The 21,142-nt window shown below is 67.7% G+C and carries 19 protein-coding genes and 1 riboswitch; of the genes, 2 read left to right on the top strand and 17 right to left on the bottom strand.

Annotated elements, in window-relative coordinates:
* Positions 1-56: 56 nt before the first annotated feature.
* The 16 genes from OKW38_RS23415 to OKW38_RS23340 all read right to left on the bottom strand — a co-directional run bounded on the left by OKW38_RS23415 (position 57) and on the right by OKW38_RS23340 (position 16,048).
* Positions 57-1,301, bottom strand: a complete 1,245-nt coding sequence (locus OKW38_RS23415) for an NAD(P)/FAD-dependent oxidoreductase (RefSeq protein WP_090801370.1) — start codon at positions 1,299-1,301, stop codon at positions 57-59.
* Complete coding sequence (locus tag OKW38_RS23410; RefSeq protein ID WP_429363249.1) at positions 1,298-2,578, bottom strand: beta-ketoacyl-[acyl-carrier-protein] synthase family protein; 1,281 nt, start codon at positions 2,576-2,578, stop codon at positions 1,298-1,300. Before OKW38_RS23410 ends, OKW38_RS23415 begins: the two co-directional genes overlap by 4 nt.
* Positions 2,575-3,801, bottom strand: a complete 1,227-nt coding sequence (locus OKW38_RS23405; protein WP_429363247.1) for a beta-ketoacyl-ACP synthase — start codon at positions 3,799-3,801, stop codon at positions 2,575-2,577. Before OKW38_RS23405 ends, OKW38_RS23410 begins: the two co-directional genes overlap by 4 nt.
* On the bottom strand, positions 3,801-4,526 hold the full coding sequence (locus tag OKW38_RS23400) for a 3-ketoacyl-ACP reductase FabG2 (RefSeq protein WP_090801376.1): 726 nt from the start codon (positions 4,524-4,526) through the stop codon (positions 3,801-3,803). The genes OKW38_RS23405 and OKW38_RS23400 overlap by 1 nt, the downstream gene beginning before the upstream one ends.
* Positions 4,523-5,011 (bottom strand): hotdog family protein, encoded by a 489-nt coding sequence (locus OKW38_RS23395; RefSeq protein ID WP_429363245.1) that lies wholly within the window; start codon positions 5,009-5,011, stop codon positions 4,523-4,525. The genes OKW38_RS23400 and OKW38_RS23395 overlap by 4 nt, the downstream gene beginning before the upstream one ends.
* 5 nt (positions 5,012-5,016) lie before the next feature.
* The gene (locus OKW38_RS23390; RefSeq protein ID WP_429363244.1) at positions 5,017-6,201 is read right to left on the bottom strand and encodes a beta-ketoacyl-[acyl-carrier-protein] synthase family protein; all 1,185 of its coding nucleotides are present in this window, start codon (positions 6,199-6,201) and stop codon (positions 5,017-5,019) included.
* Complete coding sequence (locus tag OKW38_RS23385; protein WP_429363242.1) at positions 6,198-8,657, bottom strand: MMPL family transporter; 2,460 nt, start codon at positions 8,655-8,657, stop codon at positions 6,198-6,200. Before OKW38_RS23385 ends, OKW38_RS23390 begins: the two co-directional genes overlap by 4 nt.
* A complete protein-coding gene (locus tag OKW38_RS23380) occupies positions 8,657-9,367 on the bottom strand; it encodes a LolA family protein (RefSeq protein WP_429363240.1) in 711 nt (236 codons plus the stop codon). Before OKW38_RS23380 ends, OKW38_RS23385 begins: the two co-directional genes overlap by 1 nt.
* The gene (locus OKW38_RS23375) at positions 9,355-9,795 is read right to left on the bottom strand and encodes an acyl-CoA thioesterase (protein ID WP_429363238.1); all 441 of its coding nucleotides are present in this window, start codon (positions 9,793-9,795) and stop codon (positions 9,355-9,357) included. The genes OKW38_RS23380 and OKW38_RS23375 overlap by 13 nt, the downstream gene beginning before the upstream one ends.
* Positions 9,796-9,885: 90 nt before the next feature.
* Positions 9,886-11,610 carry a glycosyltransferase family 2 protein gene (locus OKW38_RS23370; RefSeq protein WP_429363236.1) on the bottom strand — a complete coding sequence of 575 codons (1,725 nt, stop codon included), beginning with the start codon at positions 11,608-11,610 and terminating at the stop codon, positions 9,886-9,888.
* The gene (locus OKW38_RS23365; RefSeq protein ID WP_429363234.1) at positions 11,610-13,349 is read right to left on the bottom strand and encodes an AMP-binding protein; all 1,740 of its coding nucleotides are present in this window, start codon (positions 13,347-13,349) and stop codon (positions 11,610-11,612) included. Before OKW38_RS23365 ends, OKW38_RS23370 begins: the two co-directional genes overlap by 1 nt.
* Complete coding sequence (locus OKW38_RS23360) at positions 13,349-14,017, bottom strand: hypothetical protein (RefSeq protein ID WP_429363233.1); 669 nt, start codon at positions 14,015-14,017, stop codon at positions 13,349-13,351. Before OKW38_RS23360 ends, OKW38_RS23365 begins: the two co-directional genes overlap by 1 nt.
* On the bottom strand, positions 14,017-14,268 hold the full coding sequence (locus tag OKW38_RS23355; protein ID WP_429363232.1) for an acyl carrier protein: 252 nt from the start codon (positions 14,266-14,268) through the stop codon (positions 14,017-14,019). The genes OKW38_RS23360 and OKW38_RS23355 overlap by 1 nt, the downstream gene beginning before the upstream one ends.
* Positions 14,269-14,270: 2 nt before the next feature.
* Entirely contained in the window at positions 14,271-14,570 is a 300-nt protein-coding gene (locus OKW38_RS23350) for a phosphopantetheine-binding protein (protein ID WP_090801395.1), read from the bottom strand.
* Positions 14,545-15,339: a lysophospholipid acyltransferase family protein gene (locus OKW38_RS23345; RefSeq protein WP_184027438.1), complete on the bottom strand. Its 795-nt coding sequence runs from the start codon at positions 15,337-15,339 to the stop codon at positions 14,545-14,547. Before OKW38_RS23345 ends, OKW38_RS23350 begins: the two co-directional genes overlap by 26 nt.
* Positions 15,323-16,048 carry a beta-ketoacyl synthase chain length factor gene (locus OKW38_RS23340; RefSeq protein WP_429363230.1) on the bottom strand — a complete coding sequence of 242 codons (726 nt, stop codon included), beginning with the start codon at positions 16,046-16,048 and terminating at the stop codon, positions 15,323-15,325. Before OKW38_RS23340 ends, OKW38_RS23345 begins: the two co-directional genes overlap by 17 nt.
* A gap of 494 nt (positions 16,049-16,542) precedes the next feature.
* Positions 16,543-16,756: riboswitch (yybP-ykoY riboswitch) on the top strand.
* 10 nt (positions 16,757-16,766) lie between these two features.
* Between OKW38_RS23340 and OKW38_RS23335 the strand changes: the two genes are divergently transcribed.
* Positions 16,767-17,339 carry a TMEM165/GDT1 family protein gene (locus OKW38_RS23335; RefSeq protein WP_090805421.1) on the top strand — a complete coding sequence of 191 codons (573 nt, stop codon included), beginning with the start codon at positions 16,767-16,769 and terminating at the stop codon, positions 17,337-17,339.
* A gap of 1 nt (position 17,340) precedes the next feature.
* Here the strand turns inward: OKW38_RS23335 and OKW38_RS23330 are convergent, their stop codons facing one another.
* Positions 17,341-18,036, bottom strand: coding sequence for a DUF4136 domain-containing protein (locus OKW38_RS23330; protein WP_429363228.1), 696 nt, complete (start codon positions 18,034-18,036; stop codon positions 17,341-17,343).
* 323 nt (positions 18,037-18,359) lie between these two features.
* Between OKW38_RS23330 and pepN the strand changes: the two genes are divergently transcribed.
* Positions 18,360-21,056 (top strand): aminopeptidase N, encoded by a 2,697-nt coding sequence (gene pepN / locus OKW38_RS23325; RefSeq protein ID WP_429363226.1) that lies wholly within the window; start codon positions 18,360-18,362, stop codon positions 21,054-21,056.
* Positions 21,057-21,142 lie beyond the last annotated feature (86 nt).

Genomic DNA, 21,142 nt, shown 5'->3' with positions numbered 1-21,142 from the left:
CCCAAAACCTCAACTGCCCTCGATCCCCTGGGACACGCCCAAAGCGCCGGCCCGCCTCAGCCCGCCTTGCACACCTCGTGCAACGCGTTGAGGCGCCGCACCGGATCCGCGACATACGGATTCGACTCGTCCCACGCGTAACCGGCGAGCACCGCGCAGATCATGCGGCGGATCGGCGTCACCTGTTCCGGGTAGTAGATGATGTCCTGCAGCTCGCCCGTGTACCAGCGCTCGACGAATGCGCGGAACGTATCGATGCCCTTGCGCAACGGCACGTCGTAATCGGCTGACCAGTCGACCGTCGCGCCGTCGAGCTGCCGGTTCAGCGCGCGCGCCGCCAGATGCGCGGAGCGCAGCGCGATCGTCACGCCCGAGGAAAACACCGGATCGAGAAACTCGCCCGCATTGCCGAGCAGCGCATAGCCCGGCCCATGCAGACTCGCGACACTCGCCGCGTAGCCGCCGATCTGCCGCACCGGCATCAGGAACGGCGCCTGCCCGATCAGCCGGTTCAGCGTCGGCTCCTGCCGGATCAGCGCGCGCAGCGTCGCCTCGCGCTGCGTTTCGGGCACCTCGAGAAAACTCGCCTCGGCGACACATCCCACCGAACAACGGCCGCCCGCGAGCGGAATCATCCAGAACCACACGTCGCGACGCTCGGGATGCGTCGCGATGCAGATCTTGTTGCGATCGATGTCGTCGAGCGCGAGCCCGTCGCGCACGTGCGTGAACAATGCGGCGCGCGTCGGCATGCGCGTCGGCGCCTCCAGCTTCAGCAGGCGCGGCAGCACGCGCCCGAAGCCGCTCGCATCGAGCACGAAACGCGCTTCGACCCGATACGCGCCGGCACTTTCATCGACGACGTCGAGCACCGGTGCCGCGCCCGTGCGCACCGCGCTCACCGTGTGGCCGAACCGCACGTCGGCACCCTGCGCGGCCGCGCAGCGAATCAGCACGTCGTCGAACAGCGCGCGCTCGACCTGGTACGTGGTGCCCCAGCCCGGCGAATGCTTGTCGCGAAAGTCGAACGACGAGCTCTGGTCGCGATATACGAAGTGCGCGCCGTTCTTGTACTGGAAGCCCGCCTCGACGACGGCCTGCAGCATGCCGGCCTCTTCGAGGTACGCCATGCTTTGCGGCAACAGGCTCTCGCCGATCGAGAAGCGCGGAAAGTGCTGACGCTCCAGCACCAGCACCGAGCGGCCCGCCTTACGCAGCAGCGCGGCGGCCACCGCGCCGGCGGGACCCGCGCCGATGATCGCGACGTCGACCACGGTCCGCTTTGAAGAATCGCTGTTCAAATCACTCCTCCAACGGTTTGCGTACGTTGCCGCGCCGTATGTGAGCCTCGCCACGCGTCGAACATCAGGCTCGCGCAACTCCCGCCGAACCCGAAAGAAACCGACATCGCCGTGTCGATGCGCGCGTCGCGCGTCACGCGCACGAGCGGCATGTCCCGCACTTGCGGCTCCGGCGTATCCACCAGCGCGGTCGCCGCGATGAAGCCGTCGCGCATCATCAACAGCGTATAGATCGCTTCGTGCGCGCCGCACGCGCCGAGCGAATGCCCGGTCATGCCCTTGGTCGACGAAAACGCGGGCAACCCTTGCGCCGATGCACCGAACACGTCGCGCAACGCGTGCAGCTCTTCGAGATCGCCGAGCGGTGTGGACGGCGCATGCGTGTTCACGTAGTCGGGACGCCGGCCCGCCTGCTCGAGCGCGCCGCGCATCGCGCGCGCGATGCCGGCCGCACGCGGCGCGACCATGCCCGCGCGATCGGTGCAATCGCCGAAGCCGCTCAGCTCCGCGTAGATGCGCGCGCCGCGCGCGAGCGCATGGTCGAGCGCTTCGAGCACGAGCACGCCGCCGCCCGACGCGATCACGAAGCCATCGCGCTGCGTGTCGTACGGTCGCGACGCGCTCCGGGGCGTGTCGTTGAAGCGGCGCGACAGCGCGCCCATCGCGTCGAACATCAGCGTCGTGTTGTCGTGCAGCGCTTCGCTGCCGCCCGCGAGCACGATCTGCTGGCGGCCGGTCTGGATCAGCTGCATCGCCTGCCCGATCGCGAGTGCCGACGTCGTGCATGCCGATGACGGCGAATAGCCGACGCCTTCGATCCCGAACATCTGCGCGACGTTCGCCGACGCGGTGCTGCTCATCGTATGCGGCACCGTGAACGGCGGCACCTTGTCGACGCCGCGCGTGTGCGCGATCGCGAGCGCCGCGTCGTAGCTCGCCATCGTGCCGACGCCCGAGCCGATCACGACACCCGCGCGCGGCGACTGCAATGAAGCGAGGTCGAGCCTTGCATCGTCGATCGCGCGTCGCGCCGCGTGGCACGCAAAGCGCGCGGTGTCGCCCATGAAGCGTTCGAGCTTGCGCTCGAACGGCACCTCGTGCGCGACCGACGCCACGCCCGCGACTTGCGATGCAAATCCGCGCTCGCGCCACGCATCGATACGCTCGATTCGCGAGTGCCCCGCGCGCAACGCCGCGCAGACCTGGTCGAGCGTATTGCCGAGACACGACACGATGCCCATGCCGGTCACGGCCACGCGTTGCAGGCCTGTACTCATCGAACGCGCCGGAAAATCAGCGACGTGTTGATGCCGCCGAACGCGAAGTTGTTGCTCATCACGTACTCGGCGTCGATCTCGCGCGCGCCGCCGACGATGTAATCCAGCGGCGCGCAAGCCGGATCGAAGTGGTCGAGATTCAGGGTAGGCACGTACCAGTTGCGCTTCATCATCTCGATCGTCCACCACGCCTCGATCGCGCCGCACGCGCCTAGCGTATGGCCCACATAGCTTTTTAGCGAGCTGATCGGCATCCGAGCGCCGAAGGTCTGCGCGGTCGCGTGGCTTTCGGCGATGTCGCCGCGATCGGTCGACGTACCGTGCGCGTTCACGTAGGCAATCGCTTCGGGCGGCAATTGCGCGTCGCGCAGCGCGAGTTGCATCGCGAGCGCCATCGTGTCGGCGGTGGGTTGCGTCATGTGCGCGCCGTCCGAGTTGCAGCCGAAGCCGACCACTTCCGCGTGAATCCGCGCGCCGCGCGCCAGCGCATGCTCGTATTCTTCGAGGACGAGCGTCGCCGCGCCCTCGCCGACCACGAGGCCGTCGCGCGCGGCATCGAACGGACGCGGCGTCAGATGCGGCTCGTCGTTGCGCGTGCTGGTCGCGTACAGCGTGTCGAACACGGCGACCGCGGGACCCGACAGCTCTTCCGCGCCGCCCGCGAGCATCAGCGTCTGTTTGCCGGACTGGATCGCCTCGTACGCATAGCCGATCGCCTGGCTGCCCGACGCGCACGCGCACGAGGTCGGGATGATGCGGCCTTTGAGGTCCCAGAACAGGCTCACGTTGACGGCCGTCGTGTGCGGCATCATCTGCACGTAGCTGTTCGACGTGACGTTGCTCATCAAACCGGTTTCGAGCATCGTGCCGAACGCGCGGATCGGCTGCACCGAGCCCGACGACGAACCGTACGCGACGCCCATGCGGCCATCCGCGATGCTCGTGTCGTCGGCGAGGCCCGCGTCGGCGAGCGCGAGTTCGCTCGCGCGCACCGAGTACAGCGACACCGGGCCCATCGAACGCACTCTCTTGCGCGGGTAATGCGCGGGGATCGTGAACCCGGGCAGCGGACACGCGAGTCGCGTATGCAGCGACTCGAAGTAATCCCACTCGGCCATGCGCCGCACCGCGTTCTCGCCGCGCTTCAGGCGCGCTTGAACCGCGTCCCAGCTATCGCCGAACGCGGTCACGCCGCCCATGCCGGTGATGACGACGCGCTTCATCAGACCATCCCGCCGTTCACGCCGATCACCTGGCGCGTCACATACGACGCGCCATCCGACATCAGAAAGCTCACCACCGACGCGACCTCGGCCGGCTGGCCAACGCGGTTCATCGGCACGGTCTTCAGCGCATGATCGAGCGTCACCTGTTCGAGCATGCCGGTTTCGATCAACCCCGGCGCGACGCAATTGACGGTGATGTTGCGCGACGCGAGTTCGACCGCGAGCGCCTTGGTCGCGCCGATCAGTCCCGCTTTCGCGGCGCTGTAATTGACCTGGCCGCGATTGCCCATCACGCCCGACACCGACGCAATCGTGACGATACGGCCGCCCTGGCGCGCGCGCACCATCGGCATCGTCAGCGGATGCACGACGTTGTAGAAGGCATCGAGGCCGGTTTCGATCACGACGTCCCAGTCTTCTCCGGTGAGCGCCGGAAACGCCGCGTCGCGCGTGACACCCGCGCTGCACACGATGCCGTAGTAAGGACCGTGCGCGGCGACGTCGGCTTCGAGCGCCTCGCGGCACACGGCGCGCTCGCGCACGTCGAATTGCAGCACGCGCGCCGTGCCGCCCTGCGCGGCGATGCCCGTCGCGACTGCGTCGGCTTCGCTGCGTCCGGTGCGGCAATGCACGGTCACGGCGAAACCGTCGGCGGCCAACTTGTACGCAATCGCGCGGCCGATGCCGCGGCTTGCGCCGGTAACGAGAACTCGCCGGCTCATGAACTCATACTCCCTTCGATGAATGACTGGAAATCGGGCGGTTGAAACACCTTGATCACCGCTTCGGCACAGCGCGCGTCGCCGTCGTCGATCGTGCATTCGTAGGCACTGTGGCCTGCGTCGCTGCGCAGCAGCTCGCTCACGTGAACGCGCAAACGCGCGCCGCTTTGGAACACCGGCTGCAACGCCTGATAGCTGCGCGAGCCGAGCAGCACGCCGGGACGCGCATGGCCCCCGCCGCGCATCGCGACGAGCGCGATGTGCGCGGCGATCGCCTGCGCCATCAGCTCGATGCCGATCCACGCGGGCATCGCGCCGGCGGCGTCGGCATACCATGCGTGCGGGTCGACCTTGGCGAAGGCGCTCAGCGTGGTGTCGGCGAACGTGTCGATCGCATCGAGCAGCAGCATGCTGCCTCGATGCGGGATGATCGCCTCGATCGGCTGACGCACGAGTTGCTCGACAGTGAGTGGCGGAGTCGTCATGCGCTTTACCGGGCGAGAATCAGGCTGACATTGCTGCCGCCGAACGCGAACGAATTGCTCATCGCGTACTGCGTGCCCGTGCCGCGCGGCAGATGGCGCGCGCCCGCGACGAGATCGAGCGCGGGCAGCGCGGGATCGGCCTCGCCGTCCCATAGATGCGGCGGCAGCGTCGCGTTCTCGCGCGCGAGCGTGAGCCACGCGAAGCCGAGTTCGGTCGCGCCGGCCGCGCCGAGCAGGTGGCCGGTCAACGGCTTGGTGCCGCTCGCGGCGACGCCGCCGGGGAACACGCGCGCCATCAGACGCGCTTCCATTTCGTCGTTCTTCTGCGTGGCGGTCGCGTGCAGATTCACATAGCCGACCGCCGAGGCCGCGATGCCCGCGTCCGCGAGCGCTTCGCGAAGCGCGAGTTCGCCCCCGACGCCCTGCGGGTCCGGCGCCGAAATATGATGCGCGTCGCTCGATTCGCCGAGGCCCGCGAGCCGCACCGCCGCTTCGTCGCGGCTCATCAGGAACACGGCCGCGCCCTCGCCGACGTTGATGCCGCGGCGATTGCGGCTCATCGGATTGGTGCGCGCGCTGCTGGTCGATTCGAGCGACGCAAAGCCCTGCACCGTCAATTCGCATAGCGAATCGACACCACCGACGACAACCGCATCGCATAGCTGCAATTGCAGCAGCCGACGCGCCGACGCGAACGCCTTCGCGCTCGACGTACACGCGGTCGAAATCGTAAACGCCGGCCCGTGCACGCCGAGCGCGGCGGCAGCGAACGGCGCGGCGGTGCCGATTTCCATTTGCCGATAGTTGAAGTTGGCCGGCAACGCGCCGGCTCGTGCGTGATAGACGAACGCGGTTTCGGCCGCCTCGATGCCCGACGTGCTGGTGCCGAGCACGACGCCGATGCGCTGCGGGCCGTAGCGCTCGCGCGCGGCTTCGAACGCGGCCGCGATCTGCGCGAGCGCCGCGAGCAGCAGCCGGTTGTTGCGGCAGTCGTAGCGCGCGAGGTCGGCGCGCGGCGCGAGATCGAGCGGCGCGAGCACGCTGCCGACGAACGCGTCGCCGATGCCGGTATGCACATTGCCCATGCCGGGCGAGCGCGCGGCGGCGAGCGCCGGCGCGATCTCGTCGACGTCGCCGCCGAGCGCGTTGATCATGCCTAGCGCGTGCAAATAAACTGTTGGCGCTTTCATGCCGCCCTCCGTGATTCCGATGACTTGCCCGAGCGCGCTGCCGATGGCATGCCGAGAGGCGCGAGCAGCACCGCCACCGCGATGCCGAGCGCGAGCGTGGTGCCGAAGCTTTTGAGCGCGGGCATCGCGCTCACGCCGAGCATGCCGAACGACAATAACGTGGTCGCCGCCGACAGCAGCACGCCGGTCCACACCGCGCCGAGATCCGCCTCTGCGCGCGCGCAGCCTTCGCGCAGGAACACCGCATAGTTTGCGCCGACGCCAAGCACCAGCATCAGCGCGAGCCAGTTGAACAGATTGAGCGGCACGCCCGCGTAGCCGAACACCGCCAGCGCGACGCCGACCGCGAACAGCACGGGCAAGGTCGTGGCGATACCCCCGCGCGCCCCGTAGCGCAGCATCAGCAGCACGCACACGAGCACGAGCACGCCGCCGAGCCACCAGCCGCTATCCACGCGATACGCGCCGAACAGCCTCGACACGCTCGCGGCCTTATCGACGAACACGACGCCCGGCAGGCCGCGCGCGAGCGCGATCAGCGCGGGCTCGTTGCGCGGCGTCACGCCTTGCGGGATCACGACGGCCGCGTAGCCAGGTTGATGGGCCCAATTCTTGTCGTTCGATCCCACCGCGCCGAGCCACAGATGCCGATACGGCTGCGACCACGGCGCCGCGAGCCAGCGCTCGACGGTCAGCGGCGCGGGCGGCTTGGCGAAGCCGGCGAGCCACGCATCGGCGACTTCGTCCTTGAAGCCTGCTTGCAGCAGCGTCGCACGCAACGCGGCGAAGTCGCCGAACACATGCTGCGCGAGCAGCGCGCGATCTTCGCGCTGACGTTGCGCGGACGGCACGAACTGCGCGACCGACTGGTAGCCGCCGACGCTATCGGCGCTGCCGTTCAGCGCATCGAGCTTCGCACCGAGCGCTTCGGCGCGTTGCAGCACCGCTTCCTGGGTCGCGCCGCGCACGACGAAAAACTGCGCGCTGTTATCGACACCGACCGCCTCGCGCACCGTGTCTTCCTGCGCGGCCAGCGACGCATCGCGCTGGATCAGCAGATGGATGTCGTCGTCGCTGCTCAGACGCAGCCAACCGGGCACCGACGCGATCAGCAGCAGCGCGGCGACCAGCCAGGCGCGCTTGCCGCCGAGCGCATGCTGCCAGCGCGCGAGCAGCCGCGCCGCGCCCGCGAACAGGCGCCGAGGGCTGTGCTTCGGCGCGCGCGTGAGCAGCGCGGGCAGCAGCCACAGCACCGACGCGAACGCGGTCGTAATGCCCACCATCGCGAAGCACGCGATCTGCTTCAACGCGGGGAACGGCACCCACATCAGGATCGCGTAGCCGAGCAGGCTCGTCGCCAGCGCAACGCCCAGCGCGGGCCGTACCCTCCGCGCGCCGAGCCGCGCATCCCAGTCGCGGCCCGCGCCGAGATAGACGACGAAATACTGGATCGAGTAATCGACAGCCTCGCCGATCAGGCTCGCGCCGAACACGAGCGTCAACAGATGCAGCTTGCCGAAGATGAGCAGCGTCGCCGCGAGCGCGCAGACGATGCCGAGCGCGGTCGATACGAAGCCGAGCAGCAACAGACGCGGCGAGCGGAACACCCACATCATCAGCAGCGCGATGCCGGCGAGCGACGCGATGCCGATCACGTGCACCTCGCGTTCGGAAGCGCTGCGCGCGGCCTCGGCGTAGAACACGGCGCCCGTGCGTGCAACCGATACGTCGGGGAACGTCTGACGCAACGCGCTTTCCGCATTGGCGAGCGCGGCGTGTACCGCGCGCTGCGTCTTCGTTTCGTAGGCGGAGCCCGGCAGGGTCGCGATGACCAGCACGCTGGTCATGTCGCCATGCGCGTCGTGACGATGCGACACCAGCAGGTTGTCCTCGACTTCGAGATTCGACGTCGCGAGCGGCAGATTGCCGAGCCAGCGTTCGAGCCAGCCGAACGGATCGTCGGCGAGTTGCGTACTGAGGCCGCCTTGCAGCGGGCTGTAGATGCGCTGCGCGAGCATGTCGTGCGGCGTCGTCGCGCGCGCGGTCGCGAGCGCGGTGCGATCGGCCGGCGCGAGCAGGCCGAAGCGGTAAGGCAGATACAGCGCCGAGATCTGCGACAGGTCGAACGGCGGCAGTTCGGCCGTCACCGAGGCGAATGCGCCGCTCTTTTGCAGCGACGCGCCCAGTTGCTTCGCGGCCGCTTTCGCGTGCGCATCGTCGCGGCTCGTGACGAGCAGCACGGTGCGATCGCCGAGCGCGCTCGCGAGCGTGTCGACCGCTTTCTCGGCGACCGGGTCCGCTTCGGTCGCGGGCAGCAGCGCGAGCAGATTGGTTTCGAGCGGCGACGCTCCGGCGAAGCGCCAGCCGCAATACAGCGCCGCCAGCAGCGCGAGCACAAGCCATGCGGCGCGCACGCCCCACGCATGTTTCGCGGTCCGCTGCTGCGGCATGTCCATCACGGCGCTCCGAACAGGCTGCGCTCGTCCGGCGTCGGCTCGGCAACGGCCGTGCTGTTCGCAAACTCGAGCTTCGTCACGTCGCCGTTCGCGAGCGTGATGCGCAGGTTTTGCAGATAATCGCCGCCGCTCATGTCGAGGCCCTTGATCGATTGCGCGAGCTGCGGTTGATTCGGCGTGAGTCGCATGCGCCATTGCGCGGCGCTGCCTTCGGCGCTCACGTCGAACTGCGAGTACAGCGCCGACAGATCGCCGCCGAGCATCGCGCGCATCATCTTCGACACTTGCGCGACGCCGCGGCTGCCCTGCGCGCTATGCGTGCTCACGCGGCGGCCGCTGGCGTCGAGCTGCGCGACGCCTGCGTCGGTGATCACGTAGGTGGCCTTGTACGGCGTGTCGATCCGCCAGATCACGCCGCGCTCGCGGAAGAACAGCAAGGTGCCGTTGCTGACGAGCGGCTGCTTCATCGCGGCAAGCGTCTGCGTCTGCGTGAATTGCGCGCGCACGCCCTTGGGCTGCGCGAGATGCGCGGCGATCTGCGAGACGAGCGCGGTGTTGGCGTTGCTGGCGGCGTTGGCGGCTGGAGCCGTATTGCTGGCGGTGGCCGCATCGGCCGACGCCGCTGCCAATGCAAGCGCCCCTATTGCGACGATCGCCCCCGCCGGCCGCGACACGAGCGCTCCCAGCCCGCACCGGTTCACCGTCCCCATACGCGTCCCAGCTTTTCGAATACGACCGGCGGCGACACGAACTGCAATTCCTCGGTGGCGGCATCGACGGCGACCTGGATCGTATAGCCCTTCGTGAGCCGCGCGCCCGATGCGCAATCGACGATTTCATAGCCTATTTTCAGGCGGTTTTCGTATTCGAGCAGTTGCGCGCGCACTTCAATCTTCTGTCCGTACACGGCGGCCCTCACGTACTTCAGATGCGCCTCGACGATCGGCCACAGATAGCCGGACGCCCGCATCTCGAGATAGTCGTAATCGAACGCGCGCAACAGCGCCGCGCGGCCCAACTCGAAGTACTTCAGATAATTGCCATGCCAGCACACGTTCATCGCGTCGACGTCGTGAAACGGCACTTCGACGGTCGCGCTCGCGGCGAGCACGTGCTGCGTTTTCGCGGGCTCGCTCATGCGTTGGCTCCTTGGCGATCGGCAGCGGCACCGGCATCCACATGCGCCGCGGCACTCGTAACAGCGCGTACGTGCCGCACATCGTTCAGATCATGGTCGGCCATTTGCGCCTCGCTCGGGGCTGCCCCAGAAATCGAAGAAATTGAACCATTGGTAAGGGGCCTTGCGGCAGTAGTGTTCGAGGCGCAGCGCGTAGCGTTGCGCCCACGCTGCCAGATGCTGCGCGCGTTCGCGGCGCGGCAGCTCGATGCGCTCGGCGAACGGCTCGAAATACATGCGGTAACCGTCGCGTTCCTTCAGGCAGAAGAACAGGTAGACCGGACAGCCGAGCGCATGCGCGAGCACGTAGGGTCCTTGCGCGAACGGCGCGCTCGCGCCCAGAAATTGCGCGTCGGTGGTGCGTCCCGCCTCGCGCGCCGGCACCCGATCGCCGACGATCACCAGCAGCTCGCCCGCATCGATGCGCTGCTGCATCAGCACCGCCGTCTCGGGACCGAAGTCGCCGACTTCGAGCAGATGCCGCGCGAAGTCGCGATTCGACGACGCCAGCACCTCATTGAAGCGGCGCGCGTGCCCGGTGTAGACGACCGCCGTGACCTTCGCGTGTTCGCCGCGGATGGCGAGCGCGCGCATCATCTCCAGATTGCCGAGGTGCGCGCCGATCACGAGCGCGCCCTTGCCGCTCGCGATCAGTGCTTCGAACGCCACAGGATCGTCGAACGTGACGTCGGTGTCGTCGACGCGGCCGGTCCATGCGGCGAGCTTGTCGAAGCCCGATTGCGCGAACGCGAGCATATGGCGATACGCGGACAGCCAGCCCGGGCGCGGCGTATCCGCCGACGGCGCGACCGCGCTCAGATGCGCGAAGTAGTTGTCCGACGCGGCGCGCGCCGCGCGGCCCGTCAGCAGAAAATACGCGACGACCGGATGCAGCCACAGCGCGGTGAAGCGGCGGCCGAACAGCTTGCAGCTCAGCGCGAGCAGGCTCATGCCGAGGCGGCTGCCGCGTTCGGCGATGCGCCACCAGGCTTCGGGCCGGGGTTCATCGGCGGCGTCGGCCAGCGCGCCGCGGCGCGGCATCAGCTTGTGCGCGAGCAGCATCGGCAGACGCCACAGCATCCCGAACACGAGCCGCGTATGGCTGCGGCTGATTCGGACGTTGTCCCACAGCACGTCGAAATGCGACACGCCGTCGGCCGCGTAGGTCACGCGCGTCGGGATCGAGCGGAACGCGGCGCGGCGCCAGTAGAGACGCACGAGGATCTCGATGTCGAAGTCCATGCGCGTGGGTAGTCGCACGCTGTCGATCAGCTCGCACGCGAGCGCGAGCGGATACAGACGAAAGCCGCACATCGAATCGCGAATCGTCAGCGACAGCGTCTCGATCCACACCCACACGTGGCTCAGATAGCGGCCGTACAGACGTGCCTTCGGCACGCTGTCGTCGTAGACCGGACGGCCGAGAATCACCGCGCCGGGTTCGGCGCGCGCGGCATCGATGAAGCGCGGCACGTCGGTCGCATCGTGCTGGCCGTCGGCGTCGATCTGCAGCGCGTGCGTGTAGCCCGCGGCGCGCGCCGCGCGCAGGCCCGCCATCACCGCCGCGCCTTTGCCGCCGTTTGCGGGCAGACGCAGCAGCGTCATCTGCTGTGCGTATTGCAGGGCGAGCGCGGCGAGTACCCGCTGGGTCGGCGCGTCGCTGCCGTCGTCGACGACGAAGATCGGCAGGCCGTGCACCGCGAGATGCGCGACGCTCGCTCCGATCGCCTCCTTGTGGTTGTAGATCGGAATGACGATGCAGGGCGCGAACGTCATCACGCGTCCTCCCGATGCACGAGCAAGCCCGACGCGCATTCGCGTCCGTCGAGCCGGTACGCGAACTGCACACGCCGGCGCGCGGCATCATAGGCGAGCGTGAGCTCGAGCACCGCACCGGGCGACACCGGCGCCATGAACTTCAGGCGGTCGACCGATGCCACCTCTCGCACGCGCGGCCAATGCCCGGCCGCGAGCCGCGCTGCCCAGTCGACCTGCACGACGCCCGGCAGAATCGGCAGACCCGGAAAGTGGCCGGCGAAATGCTGGAGTGACTGCGGCACGCGCAGCACGTAGTGCAGCGTGTCGCCGACGCGCATGTCGCCGACGCGCATGTCGCCGACGCGCATGTCGCCGACGCGCGTTTCGGCGAGCACTTCCATGCCCTCGGCGAGCGGCGCGAACGCGGCCGCAACCGCGCTCGCGGGCAGCTTGCCGCGCGCGTCGAATGGCAGGCTCGCGCGAAAACGCCAATGACGCGGCAGCACGACCGCATCGAAGTAATCGGCCAGATGCCGGCGCAGCGTTTTCGCCAGCGCGACGCGGCCTTCGTCGCACAACGCAGCGCCGCCCGCTTCGGTCAGCGCGACCACCGCGCCGACGCGTTCGCGCGACGCGCCTATGAGCGGCACCAGCGCCGCCTGCGCGACATACGGATGCAGCGCGAGACGCGCCTCGAGTTCCGGCAGCGAGACGCGCTTGCCGCCGAGCTTCAGCACGCGGTCGAGGCGCCCTTGCAAGCGGAAGCGCCCGTCGGCATCGAACGCGATGCGATCGCCGGTGCGATGCCAGCCGTCGTGGTCGAGATGCGGCGAGCGCACGCACAGCGCGCCGTCGTCGTCGCGGCGCACCTCGGCGCCGGCGACCGGCTGCCACACGTCGCCCTGATCCTGACGCCGCCACGCGATCCCGCCGGTTTCCGTGCTGCCGTAGATTTCGAGCGGCGCCGCGCCGTAGCTCGCCGCATAGGCCAGCGCGGCGTCGGCCGCGAGCGGGCCACCCGACGAAAAGAACGCGCGCGGCGCGGGCGTAAGCGCGGCGAAGCCCGGCAACGCGGGCCAACGCGACAGCTGCGCGGGCGTCGACACCACCGCCGTCGCGCCGCATTGCGCGATGCGCGCCTGCAGTTGCAGCGGCTCGACGCCGATCGCGCGATCGAAGGCGCGGCCGGCCGCGAGCGGCCACAGCACGCGAAACAGCAAACCGTAGATGTGGTGATGCGGCACGCTCGCGAGCATCGTCGCGTCGCCGAGCAATGCGCCCCATTGCCGTTCGAGCGTGTGGACTTCGGCGTTGAATTGCGCGAGCCTCTTGCGGATCGGCTTCGGCGTGCCGCTGCTGCCGGATGTGTAGAGCGTCATCGGCGCATGGGCGTCGATCGGGCGGGCGGTGTGAGCCGCGCGATGCGTCGCTGCGACGAACGGCGGCAGATCCGCATCCGTCAGCAGGAAGTCGTAAGCGTGCGCGAGATCGGCGAGATAGCCCGGCGTTGCATTGGCCGGAATCACCGGCTCCTTGCCGCACGCGAACAGCGCGAACAACGCGCAGGCGAACTCGAACGGATCGTCGATACAGAGCGCGCAGCGCCGCGCGTCGGGCGTTCGCACGAGCTCGATCAAGCCCTCGACGCGCGCGCGAAACGCCGCGCGATCGAGCAGCACGGCGCCATCGCGGCACACCGGTGCGGCGGACGTCGCAAGCGCGGCATCGGCCGACAACAGATCATGCAGCGCGAGCATCAGGCGGCCTCCGAATCCGCTCGCGCGGCGCGCGGCAGCACGAACAGACGTCGCCATACGTATTCGCCCGCCAGCAGCGCGCCGATCAGTGCATAGGCGATCGCGCCGTTGTACAGCGACCAGGCCGCGCGGCTCCAATAGAGCGCGGTGTAGACGGAAAACGCGCCGTTCAGCACGAAGAAAACGCACCAGACCTGGGTCACGCGCCGCGTATAGCGCACCCCACCCGGCGGCAGATCGGGACTGCCGAGGCGCGCAAATTTTTCGATCATCGACGGCCCGCGCACGAGCGTCGCGCCGAACGCGATCAGCAAACCGAGATTGACGAGCGACGGATAGAAGCGCAGCAGCAGCTCGCTATCGGTGACGACGATCGTCGCCGATGCGCAGCTCAGCATCGCCACCACGCTCCAGTCGAGCGTGGAAAGCTGCCGCAGCGACATCGCAACCGGACCGCCGCCGGCCCAGCGCTGCAGCCATAAAGTCACCAGCAGCATGCCGCCGACGAGACGCGGCGCGTCCCAGCGCCATGCGCACAAGATCAGCGCGGGGTAAGCGAGTTTCAGCAGCACCTGCCGGACGGTCCTGCTCCAGTGAGGCCGCGCGCCCGATTCGCTTGCGGCGGGACGTGGCTGCGACATCTGCGTGCGCGGGTGCGCGACCGGCATCAGCCTTGCGCCGCGAGCAGCGATTCGACCGCGCCGATCACGTCGCCGACCGTGCGCACGGATTTGAAGTTCTCCGGCTTGATGCGGCGGCCGGTCATCTCCTGCAGCTTGATCGCGAGGTCGACCGCGTCGATGCTGTCGAGATCGAGGTCTTCGAACAGGTGAGCGTCGGGCGTCACGAGCTGCGGCTCGATCGCGAAGTTTTCCTGAAAGATCGCGCGGATGCGCTCAAGAATCTCAGTCTCGGTCACGATTAAACCCCCTTCCTTGCGGTTTCGTTCGCAGCGTGCGCCGCTTCGCGCTGACTCTCGACCAACGCGGCAAGCGTGTTGATCGAGCGAAAGTGCTCGCGCGTGCGTTCGTCGTTCGCCACGATGGTCAATTGGTATTGTTTGCGCAGCACGATGCCGATTTCGAGCGCGTCGATCGAATCGAGACCGATGCCGTCGGAACCGAACAACGGGGCGTCGTCGTCGATATCGGCGGGGCTCAGGTCTTCGAGATCGAGGGCTTCGATCAGAAGCTTTTTAATTTCCAGTTTTAAAGAATCCATAGTCGAACAGGTGCTGGGTAATGTGGGCTTCTACGGCATTCGTCACGCTGCGCGCCGCAATGGCCGCGGTGGTGTCGTGCGCGGCCAGCTCGTCGACGCCAAGCGGCGCGAGCACGTTCACGCGCATCCGGAAAGCGCGCGCCGGCACGTCGTACCAGCGCATCTGCCGCGTGAACGCGGGCGGATCGCAATCCATCAATACCGGCACGATCGGCGCGCCGGCCTTCAGCGCCATGTGCGCGAATCCGCGCGAGAACGCGTGCAGCCGGTTCGGCGCCGGGCTGCGCGTGCCTTCCGGAAAAATGATCATCGTGTAGCCGGCCGCGAGCTGCTTCGCGCCGGCCTCGACGAGCGCGATCGCGTCCGCGTTGCTCACGTATTCGGCCGCGCGCACGATGCCCCAGAAACACGGGTTGTGCCAGTGCGCGTGCTTCACGACGCAGCACGCACGCGGCGTCAACGACAGCAGAACCATCACGTCGAGGTAAGTCGGGTGATTCGCGACGACGATCGCCGGCCCGCCCGCGCACAACGCCTCGGCGCCGGACACTTCGAGTTCCATCACGCCGAGACCGCGCAGCACCGCGACGAGCGCGCGGAAAAACCGGTGAATCACGACGGTCACCGCGCGCTGCCGCGACGCGCGATGCGGCCACAGCCACGCGAGCGGAAACACGAGTACCGAAAACAGCACGCCGCACACGCCGAACGCGACGAAAGCGAGGCCAGTCGCGCAAAAACGCCACGCGTAATCAAGCCGCGCGCTCATCCCACCTCCAGTGCCACAGCGCGCCGGCGCGCTGCCAGCGCGCGGGTTGGCCGGTTTCGAGGCAGTGCAGCAGCGCCTGGCTCTGGGTCGGAAAGCTCGGGGCGTCGCTCAACGCGGATCGCGGGTCGCCGCATTGCTCGGCCACCTCCTCGTCAGCGCGGGTCAAAGAGCAAACAACCTGCCCAGCCGATGCATCTTTGTCGAGCAACACCGCGATCGCACCGCCGTGCACTTCGTCTTCGATCGTGCCGTACGCGAGATCGGCCGGTTCGTCGGCATACACGAGCAGCACCGGCGCATCCGGTTGCGTTGCGTATTGCGCGTACGCTTCGAGCAGCGCATAGCCGAGCGTCTGCGCTCCAGCCGATACCGCGCTCGCGGCCGAGCGGTCGCCGCGCGCAATCCCGAACACGCCGGTCATCGCGTTCAACACCGACAGGCTGAAGGCGGTCGGCGACACCGGCTCGCCGGCACTGATGCTGCGCAGGATGTCGGTGGTACGCCGCAACTCCCCGTGCCGCGAAGCGAACACCACGCGCGCGGGTTCCTGCGCGACGCAGTCGTGCGCGACCTTGAGCGCCAGCTTGGACAGCGTGCTGAGACGCCGCCGCACGATCGGCTCGATGAAGCCGATATCGGGTGCGGCAGACGAGGTAGCCGGCCAGCTAGACCAGCGACCGACCGGAATGGTCCAGTGCAGATCGGGCATATTGGTGTTCGCGCGTGGAAACGGGGAAGGGGCTCAAGCGCCTGACGGAATACACAGCCGTCACGGCGAGCGCCGCCGCGCGGATCGGGAAGTTCCAGCCCGGGACCGACCAGTCTGCCAGTCAGGGAATGCAGCACCGGCGATCGGGCCGATTTGTCAGGCGCCCCTGACAATCGGTGTAGTGGATAGCGGCTCAGGCTCCTTTTGTGGCCGAATAGTACCGGGTATTTTGAATCAGATCGGCGAGGAAAGACGTATCCATCTGTATCCGCGCCTGTCACGCAACACATTGTTAGACGATTTGACAAGACCGGCCGCGCCGACGCACCGGAAAGGCGATCTCGTGCGTCGGCGCTGGCGCGACAACGCCGCCGGAACCGACGAAAAACCTTTCATTCGTCTTTCTTCGAATAAGCCGCAGAGCGAAAACACCGACGCCGCGTCGTGCGTGCAAACAACATTCGTGGCAATGATGCGCCCGCGCCTGCTATACTCCGGCCCTCATTGGGGAGTAGCCGCCCCGCGGCACGTCCGCACCGCTTCGCCGGTGCGTCGCACGTGTGGTTCGCGGGGGCGCCTGTCAACAGACTTGGCCTGCACGGCCATGGCAGTCGCAGCCTCTGGCCTGGCGAGACCGATGATCCACACGCGCCGCAACAGGGCCCGGCGTGTCGTGGGTCGTCGCTCGTTCATCTTCGGCCCGAGGAATCCGTTCAACGTGAATCAAGCTTTTCTGATTTCGACCGGAGCGGTCGCGCTCGCCGAGATCGGCGACAAGACGCAACTGCTATCGCTCGTGCTGGCCGCGCGCTATCGCAAGCCCGTGCCGATCATTCTCGGCGTGCTCACGGCGACGCTGATCAATCACGCGGGAGCCGGCGCGCTCGGCGCGTGGCTCGGCTCGATGCTGACGCCGACCATCATGCGCTGGGCGCTGGCGGCGTCGTTTATCGGCATGGGGCTGTGGATTCTCGTGCCCGACAAGCTCGACGAAGAGGAAGCCAACACGAACCGCACGCACTTCGGGGTGTTCGGCGCGACGGTCGTCACGTTCTTCCTCGCGGAGATGGGCGACAAGACGCAGATTGCGACGGTCGCCCTCGCCGCGCGCTTTCACGATTTCTTCGGCGTGGTGGGCGGCACGACGCTCGGCATGATGATCGCGAACGTGCCGGCGATCCTGCTCGGCGACCGCTTCGCGCATCGCCTGCCGACCAGGCTCGTGCACGGCATCGCCGCGGTGATGTTCGTCGTGCTGGGCGCGATGGCGTTGTTCGGGGTCGGGGTCTGAGCTACTGCGCGGCCTTCGGCGCCGACGCCGCGCCCGCGGGGGGCGTGGCCGCCGGCAGCGACACTTCGTTGGCGTCCGCGCCGCCACCGCCGCCGAGCGGAATTTTCACGGTGCGCACCGCGCCGTTGGCCAGCGGGAAATCAGCCAGCGCGCTACGCGCCAGATATGGCATTGCCCGCACCAGCGACGACTCCTCGCTGACATTCCGCGCCGTGACGTTGTAGACCTCCCGGCCGCTCGCGCGCTCGGTGATCCGGATGCCGAGCAGATGCGTGAACACCGGATAGCTCTGGTTCACGTACGTCGCCGGGAAAGGCCCCCACGGTCCCCACGTATCGAACGGCCGGCCCCAGTAAGGACCGGGCCACGGGTTGTAGTAGACCGGCTGCGCGACGGTCACGATGTCCGAGCGGATGCCATAGGCGAGCTCGACCAGATAGCGCGCATCGTCGTGCGAGACTTCGCGGAACGCGTGCAAGGCGAGCTCGTTCGCGACGATCCGCTCGTACGCGCTCAGTTCGAGGTTGTTCTTCTGATCCTCGTGCCGCGTGAACGCATAGGTGCGCGTCGCGTCGCTTCCGCTCCAGTCCGAGAACGCCGTGACCTGCGTGGTCACGTAGGTCGTGCAGCCGGACAGCAGCGCCGTCAGCGCGACGAACAGCAGCGCGACGCGGCGGGTCCATCGATCGATGTTCATGGTCTGCCTCGTGATGCCTCTGATTGCATCTATTCTGCTTCAATTAAAACTCTGCTTCAGTCGAGATTATTCCGTCGCGCGATCCGCTGCCCGGCGGACGATGCCGGCGCTCCGCCACGCGCGGCGCCCGATAATACGCTGACCTCGCCAGCCGGTAAATGGTTCTTCCCCTGTCCGTCGAAAGCGGCAGCGCTACCCGGCGCCGAGACTCGGCCCCCTTCCCTTCCGCACGATTGCCCGAGGCTTTGTACAATGAGTCGACCAAGCCCGGCTCGCGCGCCGTTTGCGCGCCCGACCGCTCGAGTACACCACCACAGAACGCCATGGCCGATACCGCAACGCCCAATCTGATCCGCCGCGCCGATTACGCGCCGCCCGCCTTCCTGATCGACACCGTCGCGCTGGAGTTCGATCTGGTCCCCGAACGCACGGTCGTCAGAAACACGATGCGTGTTCGCCGCAACCCGGATGCGTCGCGCGCCGCGCATCTCGAACTGATGGGCGAGCAACTGGAGTTCGTCAGCGCCGCGATCGACGGCAAGCCATTCCCGAACGCGCACCCCCACGAGCACGGCCTGCTGCTCGACCAGGTGCCGGACAGCTTCGAGCTGACCCTCACCAGCATCTGCAATCCCGCGGAAAACACCACGCTGTCGGGGCTGTATGTGTCGAGCGGCAACTTCTTCACGCAGTGCGAGGCCGAAGGCTTTCGCCGCATCACCTATTTCCTCGACCGCCCCGACGTGATGGCGAGCTTCACGGTCACGCTACGCGCGAGCAAGGCCGACTATCCGGTGCTGCTGTCGAACGGCAATCTTCTCGAACAAGGCGAGTTGCCCGACGGCCGCCATTTCGCGCGCTGGGAAGACCCGTTCAGGAAGCCGAGCTATCTGTTCGCGCTCGTCGCGGGCAAGCTCGTCGCGCTCGAAGAACGCGTGAAGACCGGCTCAGGCAAGGAAAAGCTGCTGCAGGTGTGGGTCGAGCCGCACGATCTCGACAAGACCCGTCACGCGATGGATTCGCTGATCCACTCGATCCGCTGGGACGAACAGCGCTTCGGGCTCGAGCTCGATCTGGACCGCTTCATGATCGTCGCGGTCAGCGACTTCAACATGGGCGCGATGGAGAACAAGGGGCTCAACATCTTCAACACGAAGTACGTGCTCGCGAACCCCGAAACGGCCACCGACACCGACTTCTCGAACATCGAGGCGGTGGTCGGACACGAGTACTTCCACAACTGGACCGGCAATCGCGTGACCTGCCGCGACTGGTTCCAGCTGAGCCTGAAGGAAGGCCTGACGGTGTTCCGCGACCAGGAGTTCTCGGCCGACATGGCGGGCGGCGCCACCGACGAAGCCGCGCGCGCGACCAAGCGCATCGAGGACGTGCGGGTGCTGCGCCAGATGCAGTTCGCCGAGGACGCGGGCCCGATGGCGCATCCGGTGCGCCCGGAAAGCTACGTCGAGATCAACAACTTCTACACGATGACCGTCTACGAGAAAGGCTCGGAAGTCGTGCGGATGTATCAGACGCTGTTCGGCCGCGACGGCTTTCGCAACGGCATGGACCTGTACTTCAAGCGTCACGACGGCCAGGCCGTGACCTGCGACGACTTCCGTCACGCGCTCGCCGACGCGAACGGCCGCGACCTCGCGCAGTTCGAGCGCTGGTATAGCCAGGCCGGCACGCCGCGCGTGTCGGTGCGCACGCGCTACGACGCCGCGCAGCAGCGCTACAGCGTGACACTGCGCCAGGGCTACGGCGATGCCGTGCCGGCCGCGCGCGAAACGCAGAAGGGGCCGCTGCTGATTCCGTTCGCGATCGGTCTGATCGGCAAGGACGGCCGCGATCTGCCGCTGCAGCTCGACGGCGAGCCGAAGGCGTCGGAGTCGACCACGCGCGTGCTCGAATTCACGCAGACCGAGCAGACCTTCACGTTCGTCAACGTCGGGCAGGAACCGCTGCCGTCGCTGCTGCGCAATTTCTCGGCGCCGGTGATCGTCGAATACGACTACACGGGCGAACAGCTCGCGTTCCTGCTCGCGCACGACAGCGATCCGTTCAACCGCTGGGAAGCCGGCCAGCGGCTTGCCACGCGCGAGTTGCTCGCGCTGGCCGCGCGCACGGCCACGGGCGCGGCGCTGCAGATCGACGACTCGGTGGTCGCCGCGTTCGCGCGCGTTTTGACCGACGAGACGCTGTCGCCGGCGTTCCGCGAGCTCGCACTGATGCTGCCGTCCGAAGCGTATCTGGCCGAGCAGATGGCCGAATCGAATCCGGCCGCGGTGCACGCGGCACGGCAGTTCGTGCGCAAGCGCCTCGCGAATGCGCTGCGTGACGACTGGCTGAAGGTCTACGAGCAGCATCGCACGCCGGGCGCCTATGAAACGACGCCCGAGGCCGCCGGTCATCGCGCGCTGAAGAATCTGGCGCTGTCGTATCTGACCGAACTCGACGACTCCGCGGACGCCGTGCGTGTCGCGGCCGCGCAATATGAAACCGCGAACAACATGACCGACCGCGCGGCCGCGCTGTCGGCGCTGCTCAACGCGGCCGCGCCGCAAGGCGGCAGCCCCGAGGCGCAGCACGCGCTCGACGACTTCTATCGACGCTTCGAGAAGGAGCCGCTCGTCATCGACAAATGGTTCGCGTTGCAGGCCACCCAGCGCGGCGGCGCACGACATCCGGTGATCGATACGGTGCGCAAGCTGATGACGCATCCGGCCTTCAACCTGAAGAACCCGAACCGGGCGCGTTCGCTGATTTTCAGCTTCTGCGCGGCCAACCCCGCGCAGTTCCACGCGGCAGATGGCTCCGGCTACGCATTCTGGGCCGAGCAGGTGATCGCGCTCGACGCGCTCAATCCGCAGGTGGCCGCGCGCCTCGCGCGCTCGCTCGAACTGTGGCGACGCTTCACGCCGGCGCTGCGCGACAGCATGCGCGCGGCGCTCGAGAAAGTGGCCGCACAGGTCAAGTCGCGCGACGTGCGCGAGATCGTCGAGAAGGCGTTGGCGTGATGCCTCTCTGAGTTCCCGAGTCACATCGGAAAGCCGGCACGCGTTGCCGGCTTTTTTTTTCGCGTTGTTTTCAGCTGCGTTCACGC

Source organism: Paraburkholderia sp. MM5496-R1, from assembly GCF_050436205.1.
Taxonomy (GTDB): domain Bacteria; phylum Pseudomonadota; class Gammaproteobacteria; order Burkholderiales; family Burkholderiaceae; genus Paraburkholderia; species Paraburkholderia tuberum.
The sequence above is the reverse complement of the archived record's forward strand: the minus strand, read 5'-3'. Positions and strand labels throughout refer to the sequence as shown.

Bases quoted from the DNA above. Each gene is read 5' to 3' on its own strand.
- OKW38_RS23410 (WP_429363249.1), bottom strand. From the start codon at position 2,578: ATGAGTACAGGCCTGCAACGCGTGGCCGTGACCGGCATGGGCATCGTG.
- OKW38_RS23405 (WP_429363247.1), bottom strand. From the start codon at position 3,801: ATGAAGCGCGTCGTCATCACCGGCATGGGCGGCGTGACCGCGTTCGGC.
- OKW38_RS23400 (WP_090801376.1), bottom strand. From the start codon at position 4,526: ATGAGCCGGCGAGTTCTCGTTACCGGCGCAAGCCGCGGCATCGGCCGC.
- OKW38_RS23395 (WP_429363245.1), bottom strand. From the start codon at position 5,011: ATGACGACTCCGCCACTCACTGTCGAGCAACTCGTGCGTCAGCCGATC.
- OKW38_RS23390 (WP_429363244.1), bottom strand. From the start codon at position 6,201: ATGAAAGCGCCAACAGTTTATTTGCACGCGCTAGGCATGATCAACGCG.
- OKW38_RS23385 (WP_429363242.1), bottom strand. From the start codon at position 8,657: ATGGACATGCCGCAGCAGCGGACCGCGAAACATGCGTGGGGCGTGCGC.
- OKW38_RS23380 (WP_429363240.1), bottom strand. From the start codon at position 9,367: ATGGGGACGGTGAACCGGTGCGGGCTGGGAGCGCTCGTGTCGCGGCCG.
- OKW38_RS23375 (WP_429363238.1), bottom strand. From the start codon at position 9,795: ATGAGCGAGCCCGCGAAAACGCAGCACGTGCTCGCCGCGAGCGCGACC.
- OKW38_RS23370 (WP_429363236.1), bottom strand. From the start codon at position 11,610: ATGACGTTCGCGCCCTGCATCGTCATTCCGATCTACAACCACAAGGAG.
- OKW38_RS23365 (WP_429363234.1), bottom strand. From the start codon at position 13,349: ATGCTCGCGCTGCATGATCTGTTGTCGGCCGATGCCGCGCTTGCGACG.
- OKW38_RS23360 (WP_429363233.1), bottom strand. From the start codon at position 14,017: ATGCCGGTCGCGCACCCGCGCACGCAGATGTCGCAGCCACGTCCCGCC.
- OKW38_RS23350 (WP_090801395.1), bottom strand. From the start codon at position 14,570: ATGGATTCTTTAAAACTGGAAATTAAAAAGCTTCTGATCGAAGCCCTC.
- OKW38_RS23345 (WP_184027438.1), bottom strand. From the start codon at position 15,339: ATGAGCGCGCGGCTTGATTACGCGTGGCGTTTTTGCGCGACTGGCCTC.
- OKW38_RS23340 (WP_429363230.1), bottom strand. From the start codon at position 16,048: ATGCCCGATCTGCACTGGACCATTCCGGTCGGTCGCTGGTCTAGCTGG.
- OKW38_RS23330 (WP_429363228.1), bottom strand. From the start codon at position 18,036: ATGAACATCGATCGATGGACCCGCCGCGTCGCGCTGCTGTTCGTCGCG.
- pepN (WP_429363226.1), top strand. From the start codon at position 18,360: ATGGCCGATACCGCAACGCCCAATCTGATCCGCCGCGCCGATTACGCG.